The sequence below is a fragment of the Lysinibacillus sp. OL1 genome (genome assembly GCF_004332175.1).
GTDB lineage: Bacteria > Bacillota > Bacilli > Bacillales_A > Planococcaceae > Lysinibacillus > Lysinibacillus capsici.
In genome coordinates this window covers 1-17974 of the sequence record NZ_SJDS01000024.1, presented here as the reverse complement: position 1 = coordinate 17974, position 17974 = coordinate 1, and the positions used below count along the sequence as shown (strand labels likewise).

Below are 17974 nucleotides of genomic sequence, written 5' to 3'. Positions count from 1 at the left end.
GCTGTTTTATTTTAGGAGGGAAAACACTTATGCAAAACGGTAAAGACACGGTCTTACTCGTACAATTAGCAGACGCAGCACTTGGTTCAGACGGTTTTTTAATCGGAAATCTTACTGAAAATAGTTACTCACTTGAGAGTGAATTAGTAGATGAGCAAACGAAATTTGGTCGTATCTTAGCGTACGGCCAATCAAGTGAATCATTTGAAATCTCAGCTTATGGAGATAAAAAGGATCCTGGACAAAAGGCAATTCTTGATGCAATCCGAAACGAGAAACAATTAAAAGTGTGGGAAGTTGATTTGGCAGTAAATGAAGATGATACTCACGATGCAATCTTTGCCTACACGTTAGTTGAATCAGTGGAAAAGTCTTCACCAGGTGACGGTTTCCAAGAGATCTCTGCAACACTCCAAGTTATCGGGAAATCACAGCAAGGTAAACTACCTAAATTACCACAGGAGGTAATTGAGTTTGCGACATACGGCTTCGAAACACCTGGACAAAAATCGGGTGAATTCGGTAGTGAACAAACAGAACAAACACCAGAAGGATCTTAATAACGAGCACTCCATAGTGAGTGCTTTTTCTAATTAAAAAATTACTTAGGAGGCTATAACACATGGCTACATTAACGATTGCAGGTACACAACAAGAGGCGAAATTCGGATTTGCTTTTAAAAATCTAGCGGATAAAAACTACAACCAAAAAGATGACAAGGGCAATGAAGTAGGCGGCTTTAACTACATCTATACAGGCTTATTACAGTTTGATATTGATGCATTAAAAGCATTTTGGGATTGTGGTCTGGCTCATCTTGGCTCTAAAGGTCGACCGACAATCAAAGATATTGAAACAGCTATCGAAGATCGCATAGAAAACGATGGTGGCACAGAGGAGCTGTTTAGGGAGGCGTTTCGTGAAATCGATGCATCGGGTTTTTTCAAACGAGATGCGAAGACGTTTTGGAAGAACTTAGAACTATTCAAAACGACAGGCACAGACAAGGAAAAGGCAGAGAACGCTCAGGGCATTCAAATTCTCCTAGACGCGAAGGCGGAGCTGTTGAACGAAGCAAACGAGTCGCAGGATTAGAATGGTTCGAAGTCCTAACAGACGTTGCTCAGCACATGAATTTGTATGATGTCGACTTAATCATGTCTTGGACACCTAACGAGTACAAAGCTTTTAAAAAAGGTGCTTTACTGCAGGTCGTTGACAACTATGACAACATGGCTCGCATGGCTGTATTTAATCGCATAGCTGCTAACAAGAAAAAGCTACGAATCGAGAAGGATTTATTCGATGCAAAATCAGCACGTGATCGCATCACTGGTGGAGATAAAGCATGGAAAGAATCAAAGAAAATCGATACAACACGTCATGCTAAAGCTCAAGAAGCTATGAAGAAGTGGGCTGAAAACTTAAGTAAGAAAGGGTGAGATAGATGAACGGTAATTTTTCAGCGCGGATTGGTGCACGTATTACAGAGTTTATGGCTCGAATGCGCCAAGTGCAAAATACGATTCGTACAACGGCCAATGATGTACGTGTTGATATCGGTGCAGATGTATCCGAATTTAATCGTCGTATGGCTGAAATCCGTGCACGTATAGCTACTTTAATTCGAGAGCGAGTCGTCATAAAAATTGAGGCTAGGATTGAAGATTTCCAAAGAAAGATTCAACGAATAGCTTCTAATTTACGAGCTTTTGGTGAATTGGCACAACATACGATATCAGGTTCGTTAATCGCTGTCTTACCAGCAATTGTGCCTATTATTGCAAATGTTGGGGTTGCAATTGCTAACTTGGGTGTCATGTTAGGAGTAACAGCAGGTTCAGCATTTGCACTAGTAGGCGCGTTTACAGCGGCAGGTGCAGCAGCAGGAGCATTTGCAGCTGTAGCAATACCAACAATCAAGAAGTTGTTTGATGAAAATGCACAGTTAAATTCAGTGCAAAAGAGTGCTAAAGCCTCTTTTGACAACATGAAAAAAACATATCAATCGCTAGTTACTGAGACAGAAAAACCTGTCTTACAAGCTTTTACAAGTGCAATGCAATTTACTGATGCATTACTTACTAAATTAAGACCACTGTTTTTGTCTAGTGCTCAAGCAGTGGCAAACTTAATGGACCAACTTAATAAAGCGATAGCTACGCCACCAATTCAAAAGTTCTTGGATTACCTTAATACTAGTGGGGCTACAATGCTCGAAACGTTTAGTCGCTCTTTTGGCAACTTATTTAAAGGTTTACTATCCATGTTAACTGCTTTTGCTCCATTAAGTGCGAGTACTGCAAAAGGGTTTGAAGCGATGACAGCACGTTTTGCTGAATGGGCAAATGGCTTAAGTGATAGCGCAAAATTCCAATCATTCATGGATTATGTTGCGACGAATATGCCGAAGGTTCGAGCGATATTCCGTGATGCAACAGCAGGGGTTATTTATTTCTTCAGCGCATTTGCTGGATCATCACAAGGTATGATGGATGGTCTAGTTTCGATGATGGCTAGATTTAAAGAGTGGTCTGCTACATTAAGTCAAAGCCAAGGATTCCAACAGTTTATTGATTATGTACATCAAACAGCACCTAGTGTAATGAGTTTGATTGGAAACTTAACTAAATTCTTAGTAAACCTCGGGATTGGTATGGCTCCTCTTGGTGCAACCATTATCAACCTAGCAAATAAGTTTTTAGAGTTTGCTAATAGTTTGATGGAAGGTAATCGTACGATTGGTGTCCTGATAGCAGGATTTATCTCATTCGGCGGTATTTTACTTGCATTAGTACCTAACATCATTGCATTTGGGACATTATTTAAAGGTTTGATTCCAGCTATAACAAAGGTTGGATCGTCATTTATTGCATTTTTACCAAGGCTGAATACTTTGGGTACTACAATTGCAAATCTTGCAACTAGAGTAATTCCAGCATTAGGTCCAGCACTTGGAATCATAACAAGTAATGTAGGCATTGTAATTGGTGTGGTCACTGGCTTAATAGCAATTTTTGTAGGTTTATACAATACAAACGAAACATTCCGTAGTCAGGTGCAAACAGTTTGGGCAGCGATTAAAACAGCTATCTCAACAGCTGTTACAGCAGTAGGAAGCTTAATTTCATCGGTCTGGTCACAAATCACCTCATTCTGGAATGAGAACCAAGAAAGCATTAAATCTACTGCATCCACTGTGTGGAAAGCTATTGGGAATGTTATAACAACAGTTATGTCTGCAATCGGTGCAATTATGCAGTTTATATGGCCAGTCGTAAAAGCGATTATTGTTTCCACTTGGGAAGCAATTAAGAACGTCATTAACGGAGTAACTAAGGTAATCCTAGGAATCATTCAAACCTTCTCATCATTATTCCAAGGTGACTGGAAAGGCGTATGGGATGGTATTAAACAAATACTTAATGGTGCACTACAAGCTGTATGGGGTGTTGTTAATCTCTATTTCGTAGGTAAATTACTAGGACCATTAAAGGCATTTGGTTCAACAGCTAAGACGTTTTTACAAGGTGTATGGACAGCAATTAAAGGTATCTTTACAAATACTTTAAATACATTAAAAAGTTTGGTTACTTCTGTTTTCAATAGCATGAAGTCAACAATAACGTCAGTTTGGAACAGTATCAAAAGCTTCTTCACAACGGTGTTAAACGGCATTAAATCTGTTTTCACGAATATTTGGAGAAGTATCGCGACATTCTTAGATAATTTATTTACGAGTATTTCGGGTCTTGTACGTTCTGTATGGAATGGAATTAAGAATGTTATTTCAAGCATTTTAAATGCTATTGCTAATGTTGTGAAAAGCATTTGGACAGGAATTAAAACAGCGACGACATCTATCCTTAATGGTATTAAATCAGTCATAGATAAGATTTGGAACGGATTTAAAACAACTGTTACGACAGCGATGGATAATGTAAAAACGGCTGTTGTGAACGGCTGGAACAAGGCCAAATCGTTCTTAGAAAGCGTTAATCTACATTCAATAGGACGCTATATTATTCAAGGCCTTGTAAATGGTATAAGCAGTATGATGGATAGTGTTAAGTCGAAAATATCCGAAATTGCTAATGCTATACCAGAAAAATTTAAGAAATTGCTTGGAATTCACTCGCCCGCGCGCGAGATGATTGGGCCAGGGGCTGATGTTGTAAATGGCATTTTGGTTGGCGTAGAAGGTCGTTCGCCAGCTCTAGAAAAAGCCATGGTTGAAATGGTCAATGTCATACTAAAAACTGTTGACAATTCAAATGCCCAAGTCGAAAAGTTAACCAAGGAAAATGCTACTAAACTTGCGAAGATCGAAACAGACAAAGCGTACAGCATACAGCAAATCCATCTGAAAGCACAGGCTGCTAAGCGTAAGTTAACTGCAGCTGATCTAGCGCATATCAAAAAGCTAGAGGCAGATGCAGCAGCCAAATCTATTGCTGCTCAAGAAAAATACGCTGAAAAGATTAAAGCCATTCAGGAAAAAGCCGACACAGCTCGATTAGACTCAGTGAAAAGCTTTATCGAAGGTAAACGAGAGTTAGAGTTAATTAGCAACGCGCAAGAAGCTAGATTGTGGGAAGAAGCGCTCAAGACGTTTACTGATGGCACTACTGCTAAAATCAAAGCGCAAATTCAGTACAAGAATGCCTTGAAAGCTGTAAGCGAAGAGCTTGCTACTATTAACGAAACGTATTCCAGTAGAATCAGCGAAGTTAATAAGAATCTGAAAGAAGAAGAAGAGAAGCTAACAAAAGTTTATGAAGATGCGGTTAAAGATCGTGAAAAGTCTTTACGTAATCTTGGCGGAATCTTTGAAGCGTTTGAAGTAAAGATTGATAGATCAGGTAATGATCTTCTTAATAACCTAAAGTCTCAGGTCGACGGATTTAAAGCTTGGCAGGCTGAAGTAGAAAAGCTATCCGAAAAGGCTATTGACAAGGGGCTACTTGAAGAATTACGTCAAATGGGTCCAGCAGCACTTGGTGAGTTAAAAGCGCTTAATTCTTTATCTGAGCATGAGCTTAAACAGTACAGTGATATGTATCAAGAAATGGGCGAACTTGCTCGTACACAAGCTGAGGCCGAGTTCAAAGGATTAAAAGATAGCACGCAATTAATTATAGCTTCCATGACTGAAAATGCTGAGATAGAGCTAGATAACCTTCACAAGGAATGGACTGCAGCTGTTAAAGGAATCACAGAAGCTACTAGTGACGGTTTCTCCTCATTACCGGAAATTGGTAGACAAGCCGGACAAGGGCTTTTAAATGGACTATCTAGTATGCAAGGGCCTTTAGAGGCTAAAGCGCGGGAAATAGCTACATCCATTGCTACGACGATGCAATCGGCTTTAGACATCCACTCGCCCTCACGCCTGACACGAGATCTGATAGGGGTCAATGTCGTAAAAGGGGTTATTGTTGGTATAGAGAGCATGAAGTCTTTAGCGCTTAAAGCAACGCTTAATATGTCTCAGTGGTTTGTACCAAAGGTTCCAACTAATCAACTGAACGCTACGCTTGATACAATTGGCAGTTTACACGATAAGTTGGTTGAATTAAGCGAACATTCTGCTGATGAACGCATTAAGATTGAAGAAGATTACAACAAGCAAATGGCCGTATTAAATAAAGAGAGAGAAAAAGCTCTATACGAATATATTGACGCAGTAAATGCAGCACAAGGCGGTCATTCTTTTGAGGTTGGCGATGCGTATGATCAATATTCTCAAGTTACAGAGCAAATCGATGAAGTCACGGCTGCTTATAAAGAGCAATTAGCTGTAATTGAAGAAAGTCTTAAAGAGCGATTCGAAGTAGAAAAAGCTTATGTAGAACAGCGTAAGAAATTCAACACAATGTCACTTGCTGATGAATTAGAAGCGTATCAAAATTTCTTAGCAAACTATGCAGAAGGAACAGAGGAACGCATCTACTACGAAGAAAAGATTGTTGAAGCAAAAAAGGCTATCCATAACGAGCTTGTGAAGATCAACGATGACTATTTGAAAAAGATACAAGATGCTAACCAAAAACTGATCGATGGTGAAGCTGCTTTAAATAAAGCTTATGAAGATGCTGTCTCATCACGTAAGCAGTCACTGTACAGTACTGTTGGATTATTTGATGCAGTTAGTGAAAAATCAGAAGTATCAGGTCAAGAATTAATTAGTAATTTACGTGGTCAAAATGATGCCTTTAAGGACTGGATGTCTGATCTTCAGTCATTAACAGCAAAAGGATTGGATAAAGGGTTATTAGCAGAATTACAAGCCATGGGTCCTAAAGCAGCGTCAGAAATTGCAGCACTCAACGGATTAAGTGAAGCTGAACTTGCAGAGTACACAGCGCTTTGGAAAGAAAAATCCGAACTTGCTCACACGCAATCGATATCTGAACATGAACAAATGAGGTTGGATACAGAAGCACAAATACAAGCATTACGCGAATCTACAGCGGCTCAACTTGATATGTATGCGGCAGAATGGCAAGCAGCTGTGTCAGAAATCAGAGAGGGTACAAAAGACGAGTTTAATTCCATGGTTGCTGATATGCCTGAGATTGGTGGTAATGTGATCAAAGGCATGCAGCAAGGGCTATCTGAAATGACACCTGCTTTACTTGCGCAAGCCCAAGCAATTGCTGAGGCAATTAAGAAAACAATTCAGGATGCCCTTGATATCCATAGTCCAAGTCGTTGGGGTAAAAAGTTCGTGGGTCATAATCTCATAAAAGGCATTATTATTGGTCTTGCAGACATGAAATCGGATGCCATAAAAGCTGCTGAAAGAGTAGCCGAGTGGATTCAGCCTCATGTAGAAGTTAGTGATATTATCAACGATATCAGTGGTGCCATCGATGCAATCCAAACAGAGATTGAACATAAGGTTAAGGTTGATGTAGAAGTAAATGGTGCAGCAGAACAAACTTCCAAAGGTAAGGAAGTACACCAAGAAGTACACTTACATTCACCAACACCGCTAAGTCCAGCAGAAAACGCACGACAATTGAAAAAAGTAGCGCAACAAATGGCTTACAATTAATTAAAGGAGAGGTCGCTTAGTGGAGACAGTCACATACACAAATCGCTTTGGAGAGTCCGTCACATTTGGCGGTCCTCCTTTTTATTTGCAAAATATTGAGGGTTTGGGAGATGTGTCAGCTAATCTCCAAACACAAAAAGTACCCTATGAGGACGGTAGTACATTAATAGATGTACTGCTGGATGAACGTTCGATAGATATTACATTTCTTATCGTAAATGCATTTGATGAAGGTGGATATGAAACTGTATCAAGGCGAAGAACAGAAGTTGCACGTATTGTTAACCCGAAGTTAGGCCCTGGCACCTTACTTTATGAAAATGATTATTTAGTACGAGAGATTTTAGTAGTTGCATCAAGTGTACCAGCTTTTCCTGATGGTGACGGGAGAGCTAAAACATTACAAAAAAGTATGATTAATTTTGTCGCACCTGATCCATATTGGCGCAGTCTTAAAATCGATGAAGAGCCAGCCTTTCAACCATTGTTCCAGTTTCCTTTTAGTGGCCCGTTTCAAATGGGTATGCAGCGTGACAGACGTATCATTAACAATGATGGGGATGTTGCGGCACCGTTGTACATTGAGTTTTTCGGACCAGCAGATAACCCTAAAATCGAAAACGTAACAACAGGTGAATTCATTAAAGTAAATCAAACGCTCGCCGAAGGTGAAAAGATGGTGATTGATACAACACCAGGCACGAAGTCTGTTGAGTTTGTCGATGAGGGTGGATCTCGCAGAGATGTTATCAACTGGCTCGATTTAGACAGTGTATTTTTTAAGTTGCAGCTAGGTGAAAACGACATTAGTTATACAGCTGACAATGATGTACAGGGGGCAATCGTAAACATTAGCTACCACAAGCGCTACAACGCAGTATAGGAGGGATACATGTGGCTGAAATATTTAAGTTTTTTAATAGTGCACCAGGAGATGAGCGTTGGCATTATGCGAGTGATTTTGCAGATTACTTTGGAGATGTACTATCTAGTGGCTTGCTTCATAAAGACGGAACACCCAATCTATTAGTGAAGGTAAACCATGGTACCATGCAGACAATTATAGAACCGGGTAAAGCATTAATGCAGGGGTACCAATACAAAAATACAACGCCACTTTTTTTAACACATGGGTTGCCAGAACCAGATGTTGATCGGATTGACCGTATTGTTTTGAGATTGGATAAACGGAATAATGCACGATACATTAGGCTGTTTGTAAAAGAAGGGGTGTCAGCTGAAAATCCAGTTGCGCCTACTTTGCAACGCGACAATTACGTATATGAAATATCATTGGCACAAATTAGGGTAATGGCAAATACAGCTTCACTAGAACAGCTAAATCTCGTGGATGAACGGATGGATGAGGATCTATGTGGCATTGTTTATTCACTCATTAGTGTCCCAACTAGTGTGTTCCAACAACAATGGGATCTTTGGTTTAATTCAATAAAGGATGGGGTGGAAGCAGAAGTAATAGCGTGGCAGTTGCAGGAGATGGCAAATTTTGATGCTTGGCAAGCACAGGAAAAAGCGAATTTTGACGCTTGGTTTGCATCGATTCAAAATATTTTAGATGGTGATATTGCAGCAACATTAGCTGCTAAAATTACAACGCTAGAACAAGGTTTTGAGGCTCATGAAAACAAAACAGCAACTACTTCGACACCTGGACATGTAAAAATAGTTGATTCTGTAAGTAGTGAATCAACCACTGAAGCAGTTACACCTAGAGCAGTTAAACAGGTAAATGACACGCTAACAACCCATGCAGATGATTTTACAAGTCATGTTAGGTTTGGCGTAACTTCAGAAGCAGATGCAAAAACTATCACCCTTACACCTGCACCAACGTCACTAGTTATGGGCATGGGCATTGCATTTGCTAATACTGTAGACAACACTGGCCCTGTAACATTAAATGTTAACGGATTAGGAGTAAAACCAGTTATTAATTCAAAGGGTGAACAATTAAAAGCAGGAGCGTTACGAGCGAATAGTATTTGTACAGTGAGGTACAATAATGGAAATTTTATCTTACAGGGTGATGGGAGTGGTCAAGATATACCAAACATTTTAGAGGGATTAAACGAAATTAGGGACATTTCAGAATCTTATGCTATAACTACTGCTGTAGCAATTAATGGTGTTTTTGTTGGCACTAACTCAGCAGTAAAAGTGACTAATAATGTTAATGGTACAGCAGTAGGTGCTTACTATGAACTAAATAATGGTTTTAGTCAGACTAACATTGCAGGAATTGCAAATACGTTAGGTTTGTATGTTGAAACAGATGATTCAGCTTTTTATTCGGTAGGAGTATCTACAATAGCAAAGTATATTAATAAAGGACAAGATAGAGTTTATTATATTACTATGGGTGCATCATACAACAAAGCATTTAACTTATCTAATGAAGATGTTTCAGATAATGCAGGGCATGTATTCATTCGTGATATTAAAAACATATATAAAGTTCGTACTTCAGATGGTGCAATTATAAAAACATTTAACCATATTATTTCAGGTGATTTAGTAGAATACTGTGTTAATGTAGAGGACCAAGCAGTGTACATCATAGATACTCAAAGAAGAGTAAAAAAGTTGAACTTTGATTTAGTTCAAGTATGGGAAAAAACTGGTTGGGCTATGTATGAACCTGCTAGTACAATTAACATCAAAATAACAACTGGTAAGGGTAGACATCCTGTAGTGATGCACGTTGTTAATGGTAACCTTGATACTGTATATTTTACTAAATTTGATAAAGATTCAGGTGAAATAATATCCAGTAAAGTTACAAGAAATGTACCATTATCCAATGCTGTCAATTATAATTCTATTGGTTATTTTGGAGGTTCATTGGTATATTTTGATGATTTCGGGATGTTTTATTTTGACCCCGATACTTATGATTATCTTAGTAAAACTACTTCTATATGGGGTGAAACACCGTCTATATCAACAAAAATAGCACCTGCTAGAGATGGTAAAGCTATAGGTATTGGCGAAAGTGGTAGTCAAGGTAGACTATCTTTTATAAAACCTAAATATAAAATATTAGAACAATGAGGTGTTTAGATGGTTTATTTAAGTGGACTTGTTCATGTAAGTGGTGATGTGTACAGGGTAGGAGGTAGGCATTATAGACCGTTTGATGTAAACGTTGGGCTTGGCAAAACAAAGGAAGAATTAGAGCAAGTAGGTGTGTTGGTAGACAACTTACCAGAACCAAAATACGTTGTAGGAAAATTAGATGTACTCTATGTTAATGCTGTAACTAAAGAAACATACTACGAGTATGTTGACGCACCACTCACTGAGGATGAAAAGTATGGTCAAATAAATGAAGCGTTAGGCGTTGCTTTATTGGAGAATGCAGCAGATAAGGTGCGGATTGTAGAGCTTGAAAAAACGCAAGGCGAGCTGCTTATGGAAGTAGCCATGCTAAAAATGGGAGGTAATTTATAATGTGGTATGCAACTGTAAAAAGATATTATGACACAAAACATCCATCTTACAATGACGAGAGTTTAAAGATTTTTGTAAAAGCAGCAATGATTACTGTCGATCAGTATGAAACTATAACAGGTATTGATTACGTAGACGCAGCATAAAGCTAGCGTTATTTTTTTGTCTGAATTCAAAGGTAAATAAACCCTTTTGTCGAATTATTATAGACAAGAGGATGGTGAGAAAAATGTATGTAGAATATCAAATCAATTTAGATTATGCAGATGGAAAAGTAAGTGAGAGTAAATCTTATAGATTTGAAAATGCTGAAACAAGAAATATGGTTTTTAACCAAATTGTTTCGGATTTTTCAAATGATATAGTTGATATGAATCATTTAAGGCAATTCGGTGGTATTACGATTGATTCATATGATTATTATGAACCCAACTTAAGTACAATTGCACCGTTTGTTCCACATGCTTCGTTCAATATGGCTGTATTAGATGAAATATTGAATTTGTTGGAGCAAAAATCTAAAAACAGTTCAATTAAGATAAAGTAAGGCACTCTCATCGTAGGGTGCTTTTTATTATGCAAAAGAAGGTGATCACATTGCTAAACATTCCACTAAGAATCATTGATGATGATTTTAATTTACTTGGTGAAGTTGATCAATACTCATCAGTACAGATAGGTATCTCCTGGTCTGACATTGGAGAATTAGAGCTACAAATCAACCGTTACCTGCAGCATGCTGATAAGCTGATAAAGGGTAACATCGTCTTTCCATATAACCGATTGGACCAAGCCTATATTATTCGTCACCGTGAAATTGAGTTAGATGAAAACGGCAAACAAACAGAGAATTGGCGAATTAAAGCTTTATCACTTAAAACCTTTACATCACAACGCTTAATTTATCCAGCACCAGAAAAAGCGCATGAAGAGGTTACTGGTGATGTAGAAACAGTCATGCGGCATTTTGTTGACACGCAAATGATTAATCCAGTTGATCCTAACCGTGTATTCCCTAACCTTGTGCTAGCTGATAATCAAAATCGAGGTCCAGAAATTGAAGAAAAAGCACGCTATGACCCTTTAAATGAAAAGCTCAAAGAACTATCAGAACTTCATGGATTAGGTTGGAACATAGAGCTTGACCTTCAAAATAAACAGTTCGTATTTGTGATAAATGAAGGGCGTAATTTAGTAGCTAATCAAGTCGGATTGCCACAGGCCATCTTCAGTACAGAATTTGAAACGATTGAATCACTCGAATACACCGAAAGTGATCTGGAATATAAGAATTTTGCCATCGTTGCAGGGCAGGGTGAGGGCATCTATAGAAAAATAGTTCAAATCGGTGAAGCTGTTGGAAAAGATCGATATGAAATGTTTGTTGATGCACGTGATTTAACTACTAATGCTGGACTAGTCAAGCGAGGTAATGAAAAGCTGGCCGAACATGCTCAGGAAGTTTACTTAGGTGGCCAGATATTGACTACATCACGACTTATATATGATGAAGATTACAGCGTAGGCGATATGGTCACGGTTCGTGATAAAGGTTGGGGTGTGACCATGGATACCCGAATTACTGCAGCTAAAGTGATTTGTGAGTACGGCATGCGAAAAGTTGAGGTCGTGTTTGATAATGATAAGCCTACCTTTATTAGCAAGATGAGGCGTGAAATTGATGCATTGAAGTACGAGTTGAAAAAATAGACACAAATAACCAAGTAATTTGTCTGTAAAAGAAGGGAATCATTACCTTTTGTCGAAAAGTTGTAGGTAAAAGGAGGTAATAAATTTGAGTAAAGTAAAATTAATAGCGAATGAAAGCCAAATTAAATTTGAACAAGAGGTAAATGAATTTTTAGAAAGCGTTTCGGATGAACAAATTATCAGCATTCAATATGCACCTACACCTACTGCTATTGCCACTCATACTGAGTTCGGTGTTTATCCATGCGTTGAATATTCTGTGCTAATTCGTTACAAAGACTAGATAAGTTAAAGCATTCCTTCGGGAGTGCTTTTTATATTACAAGAACCAGCAATGCACTGTGCCGAGCAGTGCTATTTTTATTGATGAGGTGATTCACATGGAGCAACGAATGGGAAGATTAGAAAATGACATGACTGATGTAAAAACGCGTCTGGCTGTTGCTGAATCAAATATTAAGGAAATTCGCGAGGATATAGGCGGAATTAAAGATAATACAACTTGGATTTTAAGATTAGTTATTGGTGGACTAGTGGGAGCATTGTTGACCTTTATTATAAAAGGAGGAATGATTTAATATGAAAATTAACTGGAAAGTACGTCTTCAACATAAGCTCTTTTGGGTATCATTAATCGCATTATTACTTGTGCTCGCTAATCAAATAGCCGGCATTTTTAATGTTGATATTACGATTTACAACGCTCAAATTACAGCCATTTCAGAGACTGTATTAAGCATTTTAGGCTTGTTTGGTATTATTATTGATCCGACTACTGTTGGTACTTCTGACAGTACCCAGGCGCTTAAATATGATGCACCTCGAAAGGAAGATGATAAATGACTTATGAAATTGAAAAACGTTTGATGTCAGGATTGCCAAACTATGCTTTATCGGCTGTAAAGTATGTAATTGCTCATGAGTCAGGAAACCCAAATAATTGCGGCCCTGATGCATTAGAAAATGAAATTGCCTATATGAATCGAAATAAAGCCAATGCATTTACCTCCCACTGGGTAGGAGGTGGTGGACGTATCGTACAAATTGCTCCAGTTAATCGTGTGCAATACGGTTGTGGTCCTAAGGGGAATCCACTTAGCTATGCCCAAGTAGAATTGGCTCGAACTAATGACAAGGAACAATTCAAGAAGGACTATGCTGCTTATATTTGGTTGTTGAGAGAGTTAGCAAAAGAGGCTGGAATACCTATTGTATTAGATGGCAGTGGAAATGGTATCAAGTCACATCGATGGATCACGAATACTTTAGGCGGTACAACACATGTTGATCCATTCGCCTATTTAGCGAGTATGGGAATCTCCGAGGCACAATTCAAGCTAGACATTTTAAATGGCTTGGAAGAAGTAAAAGGGGCGCAATTTACAGAAGCTAAAGTTATGCTTAATGATTGTAAAATCATTCCTGCAATTATTAAAGACAATAGGACGTATGTGCAAGTGCGTGAGATTGCTGATTTGTTGGGGCTGAAGCTCGTTTATAACAACGAAAGCAAAACAACAAAGTTGTATGAGATTAAAAGATAAAGACAAAGACCAAAATAGCTAAACTTGCCACCTTGGTCGTTAATATTACTATTACTTTTTCCGATTTTTCAGGTTTTTCCGTGTAATTAAAATCGCCACTTGGCAAATCAAATCTTTCATATGTTTTAAACCTTCCTTTCCATTATAGTGATCAATAATTACTTGTTCATTGTAATATACCAATATTTATGTTTTTATTCAATAAATGCCCAGGTACTCATTAGTTTGAGCCTGGGCATTGTAAATTATGCTATCACTTTTAGTGCGTTATAGTCGTAACCTTCCCACCCTTGCTCTTCAGCGTAAACATCCATGTTTACTCCAGATAACTCGATTGCTTCTTCAACACTAATTGAGTGGTTTGACACAATCTTAGCAATTACTTCAACATCCGATTCACTGTGTACATAAACTAATTTCATTTTCCATTCCTCCTGTGTGTTTATTTTGGCTGGGTTTTACTCTTTGTTGTTAAATTAATAATAACCTATTTAGGTTAAAAAAATCAACCTAAACGGGTTAAGTTTGGTTTATTTTTTTACGACTTGTTCCATAAAATCTGATGTGACAATCCATGTTGTAGCAGATAATCGAATAAGTTCATCTTTTACCCATCTATCTATTTTATCTTGACCAACAACTGAAGGTTTAAGTTTATTTTTTAAAGTCTGCTGGTTTACACCATAGCGATCCGCAGCCTCAGCAATTGTCATATAATCATTTATTGTTTTCATCTTCGTCTTTCGCCTCCTTGATTGGCTCAGCCCCATACCAATACTCCATTAGCATCGTAGATAATATCCAAGTTCCTTGCTTACTACCATCGCCAACAGAATACTTAGCCCAACCTTTATTGATAAATGTTTCTAATGTTCTGTTTTTACGAGCCACTTTTATACGATCTTTAAGTCTATCGCTAGTTATTCCCCAACGACTCACAGCTTCTCCTAGCGTCATATACTTATCTATTTCGGAAACATTAACTTTGTGTTCACATGTTGGATTATGATACAAAGTACCAGTTTTATATGACCTTGTATAACCGCATTTATTACATCTACAAAGACGAGTTTTATTGTCTATTTCTTCAACGATTTCCCAATCACCAAAAACGGCACCAATATTATATGCTTTTTTTGAACAACCACAAGATTTTGAAAACCCATTTAAGAGTTGATAATGTTCAACATCTTTTGTATTGCCGCAATCACATATGCATTTGTAATAATAATATGTCCGTTTGTTTTTCTCTTTGGTATAAGATTTGTCTATAACTGATAATTTTCCGAATCGTGTTCCAGGTTCAATGTCTTTACGAAGAGTTTCTTTTTTATTTAAATAAGGCATATGATATTGATGCTCTAATTCTATTCTCGCATCAATTGCTCTTTCTTTGTCATTAACTAATGATGATCTGTATGTTTGCCCACCTACTGTGATTTGTGCATACCATTTTTGTCTAGCTTTATGAAAATAAACACCTTTTATTCCACTCGAACTATCAGTACGTAATTTAGCTAACAAGAGAGAAGTGTTAACACCATCCACACGCTCCTTATCATAACCATCTACAAAATTAATCTTCTCCTGTTCCTTCTTTAAACAACCACAGGATTGAGTATCGCCATTTGTTAAATACGTAGAGGGTACTAATACAGGATTGGGATTTCCACAGCTGCACTTACATTCCCAAATGACTTTACCATGTTTTCTTTCACTGGTTGGTGCTATTGCTGTTAATTTACCAAATCTTTGTCCTGTTAAATCAACTTTATGATCTCCATCTTTTAATGCACACCCACATGATATTGTTTTGCCTGATTGCAAGTGGCTTTGTCTTATTTCCTTTGTTGGGCTTCCACAATCACATTGACACAACCAGTATCTATGTGTACCTCGCTTAGTGGTTTCCTCAAGTACAGTTAAGCGTCCAAAACGTTTCCCAGTTAAATTTAATTTTTGGCGACTCATTATGCAAACAACGCCTTCACTTCATTTTGAGATAATTCAACCACTTTGCCCTTACGGATAGTTGCATATTCACGTCCACGTTGAGCACAATTTACGTCGTACACTTTTCCTTCTTCAAGAGTAAAGAATAAGCCACGAATGTTCTCATCTTCTTGACCGTTGATGAACTGGCGGTTGAAACCGTATTTAGCATCTAAACCAACTATTTCAGCAACCCAAGTTTTGTGTTTGCGAGAGCCTTCAGCAAGTTGAATAGTTGTAGTAGAAGCAGTTAGTTTAACGATAGACCAAGCCATTTTAAGAGCTTCTGCGAAATATTCTTTTACTTTACCACCGAATTTAACTGCACCTTCTTTAGCGATTTCCCATGCGATTGTCATAACGTTTTTCATAACTACCATCTCCTTTACTATCCCTTTTGTTAATCCTATTATAACCCAACTAGGTTATAAAGTAAACCTAATTAGGTTAAATTTTTTTATTTGTTTTAGACCCTTTCTTATTTCCAGAAATTTTATCTTGTCAAAATACAAACATCTGTTCTATTATGTATACAAACAAGTGTTCTTGTATAAAGTAATAAAAAGAACATTTCAAGTATTAGGAGGAAACATTGATGAGAGAACAACTGGTTAAAGCTATGCAGCGTAATCAATTAGTAAACATGATGTATGTATCTAAAAATGGGTCTGTAACAAAAAGGCGAGTTAAGGTTATAAAAATCGTTGGCGATTCATTTCAAGCATTCTGTTTCATGAGACAAACAAAGCGTACATTTTTAATCAGTAGTGTTCTTGCTGTTGTTCCAGTTGTTTATAAGGAGCGTGGCGTTGTATGAATTATGAAGGAATGCCTGACAAACCAATCATTTGTATCGATATGAAAAGCTTCTATGCCAGCTGTATCGCTATGTTAGAAGGGTTGGATATACTGAAGGACCCAATTGCAGTTGTCGGCAATTTTAGTCAAGCAGGCAGTGTGGTGTTGGCTGCGTCTCCAGTCATGAAAGAAAGATTCAAAATTAAGACAGGGAATCGTCGTTATGAAATTCCTAAGCATCCAGATATTAAGTTGTTTGAACCAAAAATGTCCTTTTTTCTAGAGATGTCCATGGCCATTACGCGTCTGATTTCTAACTATGTTCCTCCAGAGGCTATCCATGTTTATAGTGTGGATGAAAGCTTTGTTGATCTGACTGGCACTGAAAAATTGTGGGGCACAGCTGAAGAAACTGCCAAAGAAATTCAGCGAGCTATACTTGATCAATTTAATGTACCTTCAGCGGTTGGTATGGGACCTAACATGCTTATGGCTAAATTAGTGCTAGACATAGAAGCTAAGAAAACGGGCTTTGCTAGATGGACGTATGAAGACATTCCCGAAAAACTATGGCCTGTACGCCCCTTGTCAGAAATGTGGGGCATAGGTAAGCAGATGGAAGCCAATCTTAATAAAATGGGTATTCAAACAGTTGGAGGTTTAGCTAACACAGATCTTGATGAATTAGAAAAGCAGTTTGGTGTTATGGGCAATCAGTTATATCATCATGCTTGGGGCATCGATTTATCAAAATTGGGTGAACCTTTAGTCAAGAATCCATCACTAAGCTTTGGTAAAGGTCAAATGCTAATGCGAGATTATCACACACGAAAAGAAATATCAGTAGTACTCCTTGAAATGTGTGAGGATGTAATGAAACGCGCAAGGGATGCAGGTTTTGTTGGCCGCACCATTAGCTTAGGATTATCGTATAGCCGTAATGCTATGACGAAAGGGTTTCATCGTTCTAAAACAATAAGGATGCCTACTAATGAAACACTTGAAATGTATAAAGTCTGTATTGAATTACTCGATGAGCATTTTGCAGGGGAGCCAGCTCGGCAGCTATCTGTCCGTATTTCCAATTTAGATCGCGAGCACAGTATCCAATTAGATTTGTTTGATGAACGAAAGCCACAAAGACAGCTGATTGGCCCTACCATGGACGCCATTAGAAATAAATTTGGATCAACTGCAATATTACGTGCTGTGTCATTTACTGGAGCAGGGACAGCTATAAACCGTGATCGTTTAGTTGGCGGACATTTAGCATAGGAGTGATTTTAGGAGTGATTTGATGATAAAAGAGAGAGGTAATATTTAATCAATAGTATAATTATAGGTAGGATGTATAGTATTTAATGATACATCCTACCTTATTTTTTTATTGTTGTTTAT

The 17974-nt window shown here is 37.9% G+C and carries 20 protein-coding genes; 16 read left to right on the top strand and 4 right to left on the bottom strand.

Annotated features, from left to right (window positions below):
* The first annotated feature begins 29 nt into the window (after positions 1–29).
* The 14 genes from EW028_RS23675 to EW028_RS23610 all read left to right on the top strand — a co-directional run bounded on the left by EW028_RS23675 (position 30) and on the right by EW028_RS23610 (position 13786).
* Positions 30–560 (top strand): phage major tail protein, TP901-1 family, encoded by a 531-nt coding sequence (locus EW028_RS23675; protein ID WP_193767463.1) that lies wholly within the window; start codon positions 30–32, stop codon positions 558–560.
* A 62-nt stretch (positions 561–622) separates the two neighbouring features.
* A complete protein-coding gene (locus EW028_RS23670) occupies positions 623–1096 on the top strand; it encodes a tail assembly chaperone (RefSeq protein ID WP_131522661.1) in 474 nt (157 codons plus the stop codon).
* 62 nt (positions 1097–1158) lie between these two features.
* The gene (locus EW028_RS23665; protein WP_193767462.1) at positions 1159–1443 is read left to right on the top strand and encodes a hypothetical protein; all 285 of its coding nucleotides are present in this window, start codon (positions 1159–1161) and stop codon (positions 1441–1443) included.
* 5 nt (positions 1444–1448) lie between these two features.
* On the top strand, positions 1449–7061 hold the full coding sequence (locus tag EW028_RS23660; RefSeq protein WP_131522659.1) for a hypothetical protein: 5613 nt from the start codon (positions 1449–1451) through the stop codon (positions 7059–7061).
* A 19-nt stretch (positions 7062–7080) separates the two neighbouring features.
* Entirely contained in the window at positions 7081–7944 is an 864-nt protein-coding gene (locus EW028_RS23655; RefSeq protein ID WP_131522658.1) for a phage tail family protein, read from the top strand.
* Positions 7945–7955: 11 nt separating this feature from the next.
* Positions 7956–10133: a phage tail protein gene (locus EW028_RS23650; protein WP_131522657.1), complete on the top strand. Its 2178-nt coding sequence runs from the start codon at positions 7956–7958 to the stop codon at positions 10131–10133.
* Positions 10134–10142: 9 nt separating this feature from the next.
* Positions 10143–10532 carry a hypothetical protein gene (locus EW028_RS23645; protein WP_131522656.1) on the top strand — a complete coding sequence of 130 codons (390 nt, stop codon included), beginning with the start codon at positions 10143–10145 and terminating at the stop codon, positions 10530–10532.
* The gene (locus EW028_RS23640; RefSeq protein WP_131522655.1) at positions 10532–10678 is read left to right on the top strand and encodes an XkdX family protein; all 147 of its coding nucleotides are present in this window, start codon (positions 10532–10534) and stop codon (positions 10676–10678) included. Before EW028_RS23645 ends, EW028_RS23640 begins: the two co-directional genes overlap by 1 nt.
* A gap of 83 nt (positions 10679–10761) precedes the next feature.
* On the top strand, positions 10762–11079 hold the full coding sequence (locus tag EW028_RS23635) for a hypothetical protein (protein ID WP_131522654.1): 318 nt from the start codon (positions 10762–10764) through the stop codon (positions 11077–11079).
* 29 nt (positions 11080–11108) lie between these two features.
* Positions 11109–12242 carry a siphovirus ReqiPepy6 Gp37-like family protein gene (locus EW028_RS23630; RefSeq protein WP_131522653.1) on the top strand — a complete coding sequence of 378 codons (1134 nt, stop codon included), beginning with the start codon at positions 11109–11111 and terminating at the stop codon, positions 12240–12242.
* Between the two features lie 85 nt (positions 12243–12327).
* Positions 12328–12525, top strand: a complete 198-nt coding sequence (locus EW028_RS23625; protein ID WP_131522652.1) for a sporulation protein Cse60 — start codon at positions 12328–12330, stop codon at positions 12523–12525.
* Positions 12526–12622: 97 nt separating this feature from the next.
* Entirely contained in the window at positions 12623–12820 is a 198-nt protein-coding gene (locus EW028_RS23620) for a hemolysin XhlA family protein (protein WP_131522651.1), read from the top strand.
* 1 nt (position 12821) lies between these two features.
* On the top strand, positions 12822–13085 hold the full coding sequence (locus EW028_RS23615; protein WP_131522650.1) for a phage holin: 264 nt from the start codon (positions 12822–12824) through the stop codon (positions 13083–13085).
* Positions 13082–13786, top strand: coding sequence for an N-acetylmuramoyl-L-alanine amidase (locus EW028_RS23610; protein ID WP_131522649.1), 705 nt, complete (start codon positions 13082–13084; stop codon positions 13784–13786). Before EW028_RS23615 ends, EW028_RS23610 begins: the two co-directional genes overlap by 4 nt.
* Positions 13787–14031: 245 nt before the next feature.
* On the opposite strand, the gene EW028_RS25440 is transcribed toward EW028_RS23610, so the two are convergent.
* The 4 genes from EW028_RS25440 to EW028_RS23595 all read right to left on the bottom strand — a co-directional run bounded on the left by EW028_RS25440 (position 14032) and on the right by EW028_RS23595 (position 16137).
* On the bottom strand, positions 14032–14208 hold the full coding sequence (locus EW028_RS25440) for a hypothetical protein (protein ID WP_193767461.1): 177 nt from the start codon (positions 14206–14208) through the stop codon (positions 14032–14034).
* Between the two features lie 108 nt (positions 14209–14316).
* Positions 14317–14520 carry a helix-turn-helix domain-containing protein gene (locus EW028_RS23605; RefSeq protein WP_131522648.1) on the bottom strand — a complete coding sequence of 68 codons (204 nt, stop codon included), beginning with the start codon at positions 14518–14520 and terminating at the stop codon, positions 14317–14319.
* Positions 14504–15757, bottom strand: a complete 1254-nt coding sequence (locus EW028_RS23600; protein WP_131522647.1) for a helix-turn-helix domain-containing protein — start codon at positions 15755–15757, stop codon at positions 14504–14506. Before EW028_RS23600 ends, EW028_RS23605 begins: the two co-directional genes overlap by 17 nt.
* A complete protein-coding gene (locus EW028_RS23595) occupies positions 15757–16137 on the bottom strand; it encodes a hypothetical protein (RefSeq protein WP_193767460.1) in 381 nt (126 codons plus the stop codon). Before EW028_RS23595 ends, EW028_RS23600 begins: the two co-directional genes overlap by 1 nt.
* Positions 16138–16373: 236 nt before the next feature.
* Here EW028_RS23595 and EW028_RS23590 point away from each other — a divergent pair, with 236 nt between their 5' ends.
* Both EW028_RS23590 and EW028_RS23585 read left to right on the top strand, forming a co-directional pair.
* A complete protein-coding gene (locus EW028_RS23590) occupies positions 16374–16595 on the top strand; it encodes a transcriptional regulator (protein ID WP_131522645.1) in 222 nt (73 codons plus the stop codon).
* Positions 16592–17851, top strand: coding sequence for a Y-family DNA polymerase (locus EW028_RS23585; RefSeq protein WP_131522644.1), 1260 nt, complete (start codon positions 16592–16594; stop codon positions 17849–17851). Before EW028_RS23590 ends, EW028_RS23585 begins: the two co-directional genes overlap by 4 nt.
* The last annotated feature ends 123 nt before the right edge of the window (positions 17852–17974 follow it).

Coding starts and splice junctions, on each gene's coding strand:
- EW028_RS23660 (WP_131522659.1), top strand. CDS start 1,449: ATGAACGGTAATTTTTCAGCGCGGATTGGTGCACGTATTACAGAGTTT.
- EW028_RS25440 (WP_193767461.1), bottom strand. CDS start 14,208: ATGAAATTAGTTTATGTACACAGTGAATCGGATGTTGAAGTAATTGCT.
- EW028_RS23615 (WP_131522650.1), top strand. CDS start 12,822: ATGAAAATTAACTGGAAAGTACGTCTTCAACATAAGCTCTTTTGGGTA.
- EW028_RS23635 (WP_131522654.1), top strand. CDS start 10,762: ATGTATGTAGAATATCAAATCAATTTAGATTATGCAGATGGAAAAGTA.
- EW028_RS23590 (WP_131522645.1), top strand. CDS start 16,374: ATGAGAGAACAACTGGTTAAAGCTATGCAGCGTAATCAATTAGTAAAC.
- EW028_RS23665 (WP_193767462.1), top strand. CDS start 1,159: ATGTCTTGGACACCTAACGAGTACAAAGCTTTTAAAAAAGGTGCTTTA.
- EW028_RS23630 (WP_131522653.1), top strand. CDS start 11,109: ATGCAAAAGAAGGTGATCACATTGCTAAACATTCCACTAAGAATCATT.
- EW028_RS23640 (WP_131522655.1), top strand. CDS start 10,532: ATGTGGTATGCAACTGTAAAAAGATATTATGACACAAAACATCCATCT.
- EW028_RS23610 (WP_131522649.1), top strand. CDS start 13,082: ATGACTTATGAAATTGAAAAACGTTTGATGTCAGGATTGCCAAACTAT.
- EW028_RS23645 (WP_131522656.1), top strand. CDS start 10,143: ATGGTTTATTTAAGTGGACTTGTTCATGTAAGTGGTGATGTGTACAGG.
- EW028_RS23605 (WP_131522648.1), bottom strand. CDS start 14,520: ATGAAAACAATAAATGATTATATGACAATTGCTGAGGCTGCGGATCGC.
- EW028_RS23670 (WP_131522661.1), top strand. CDS start 623: ATGGCTACATTAACGATTGCAGGTACACAACAAGAGGCGAAATTCGGA.
- EW028_RS23595 (WP_193767460.1), bottom strand. CDS start 16,137: ATGACAATCGCATGGGAAATCGCTAAAGAAGGTGCAGTTAAATTCGGT.
- EW028_RS23620 (WP_131522651.1), top strand. CDS start 12,623: ATGGAGCAACGAATGGGAAGATTAGAAAATGACATGACTGATGTAAAA.
- EW028_RS23585 (WP_131522644.1), top strand. CDS start 16,592: ATGAATTATGAAGGAATGCCTGACAAACCAATCATTTGTATCGATATG.
- EW028_RS23600 (WP_131522647.1), bottom strand. CDS start 15,757: ATGAGTCGCCAAAAATTAAATTTAACTGGGAAACGTTTTGGACGCTTA.
- EW028_RS23675 (WP_193767463.1), top strand. CDS start 30: ATGCAAAACGGTAAAGACACGGTCTTACTCGTACAATTAGCAGACGCA.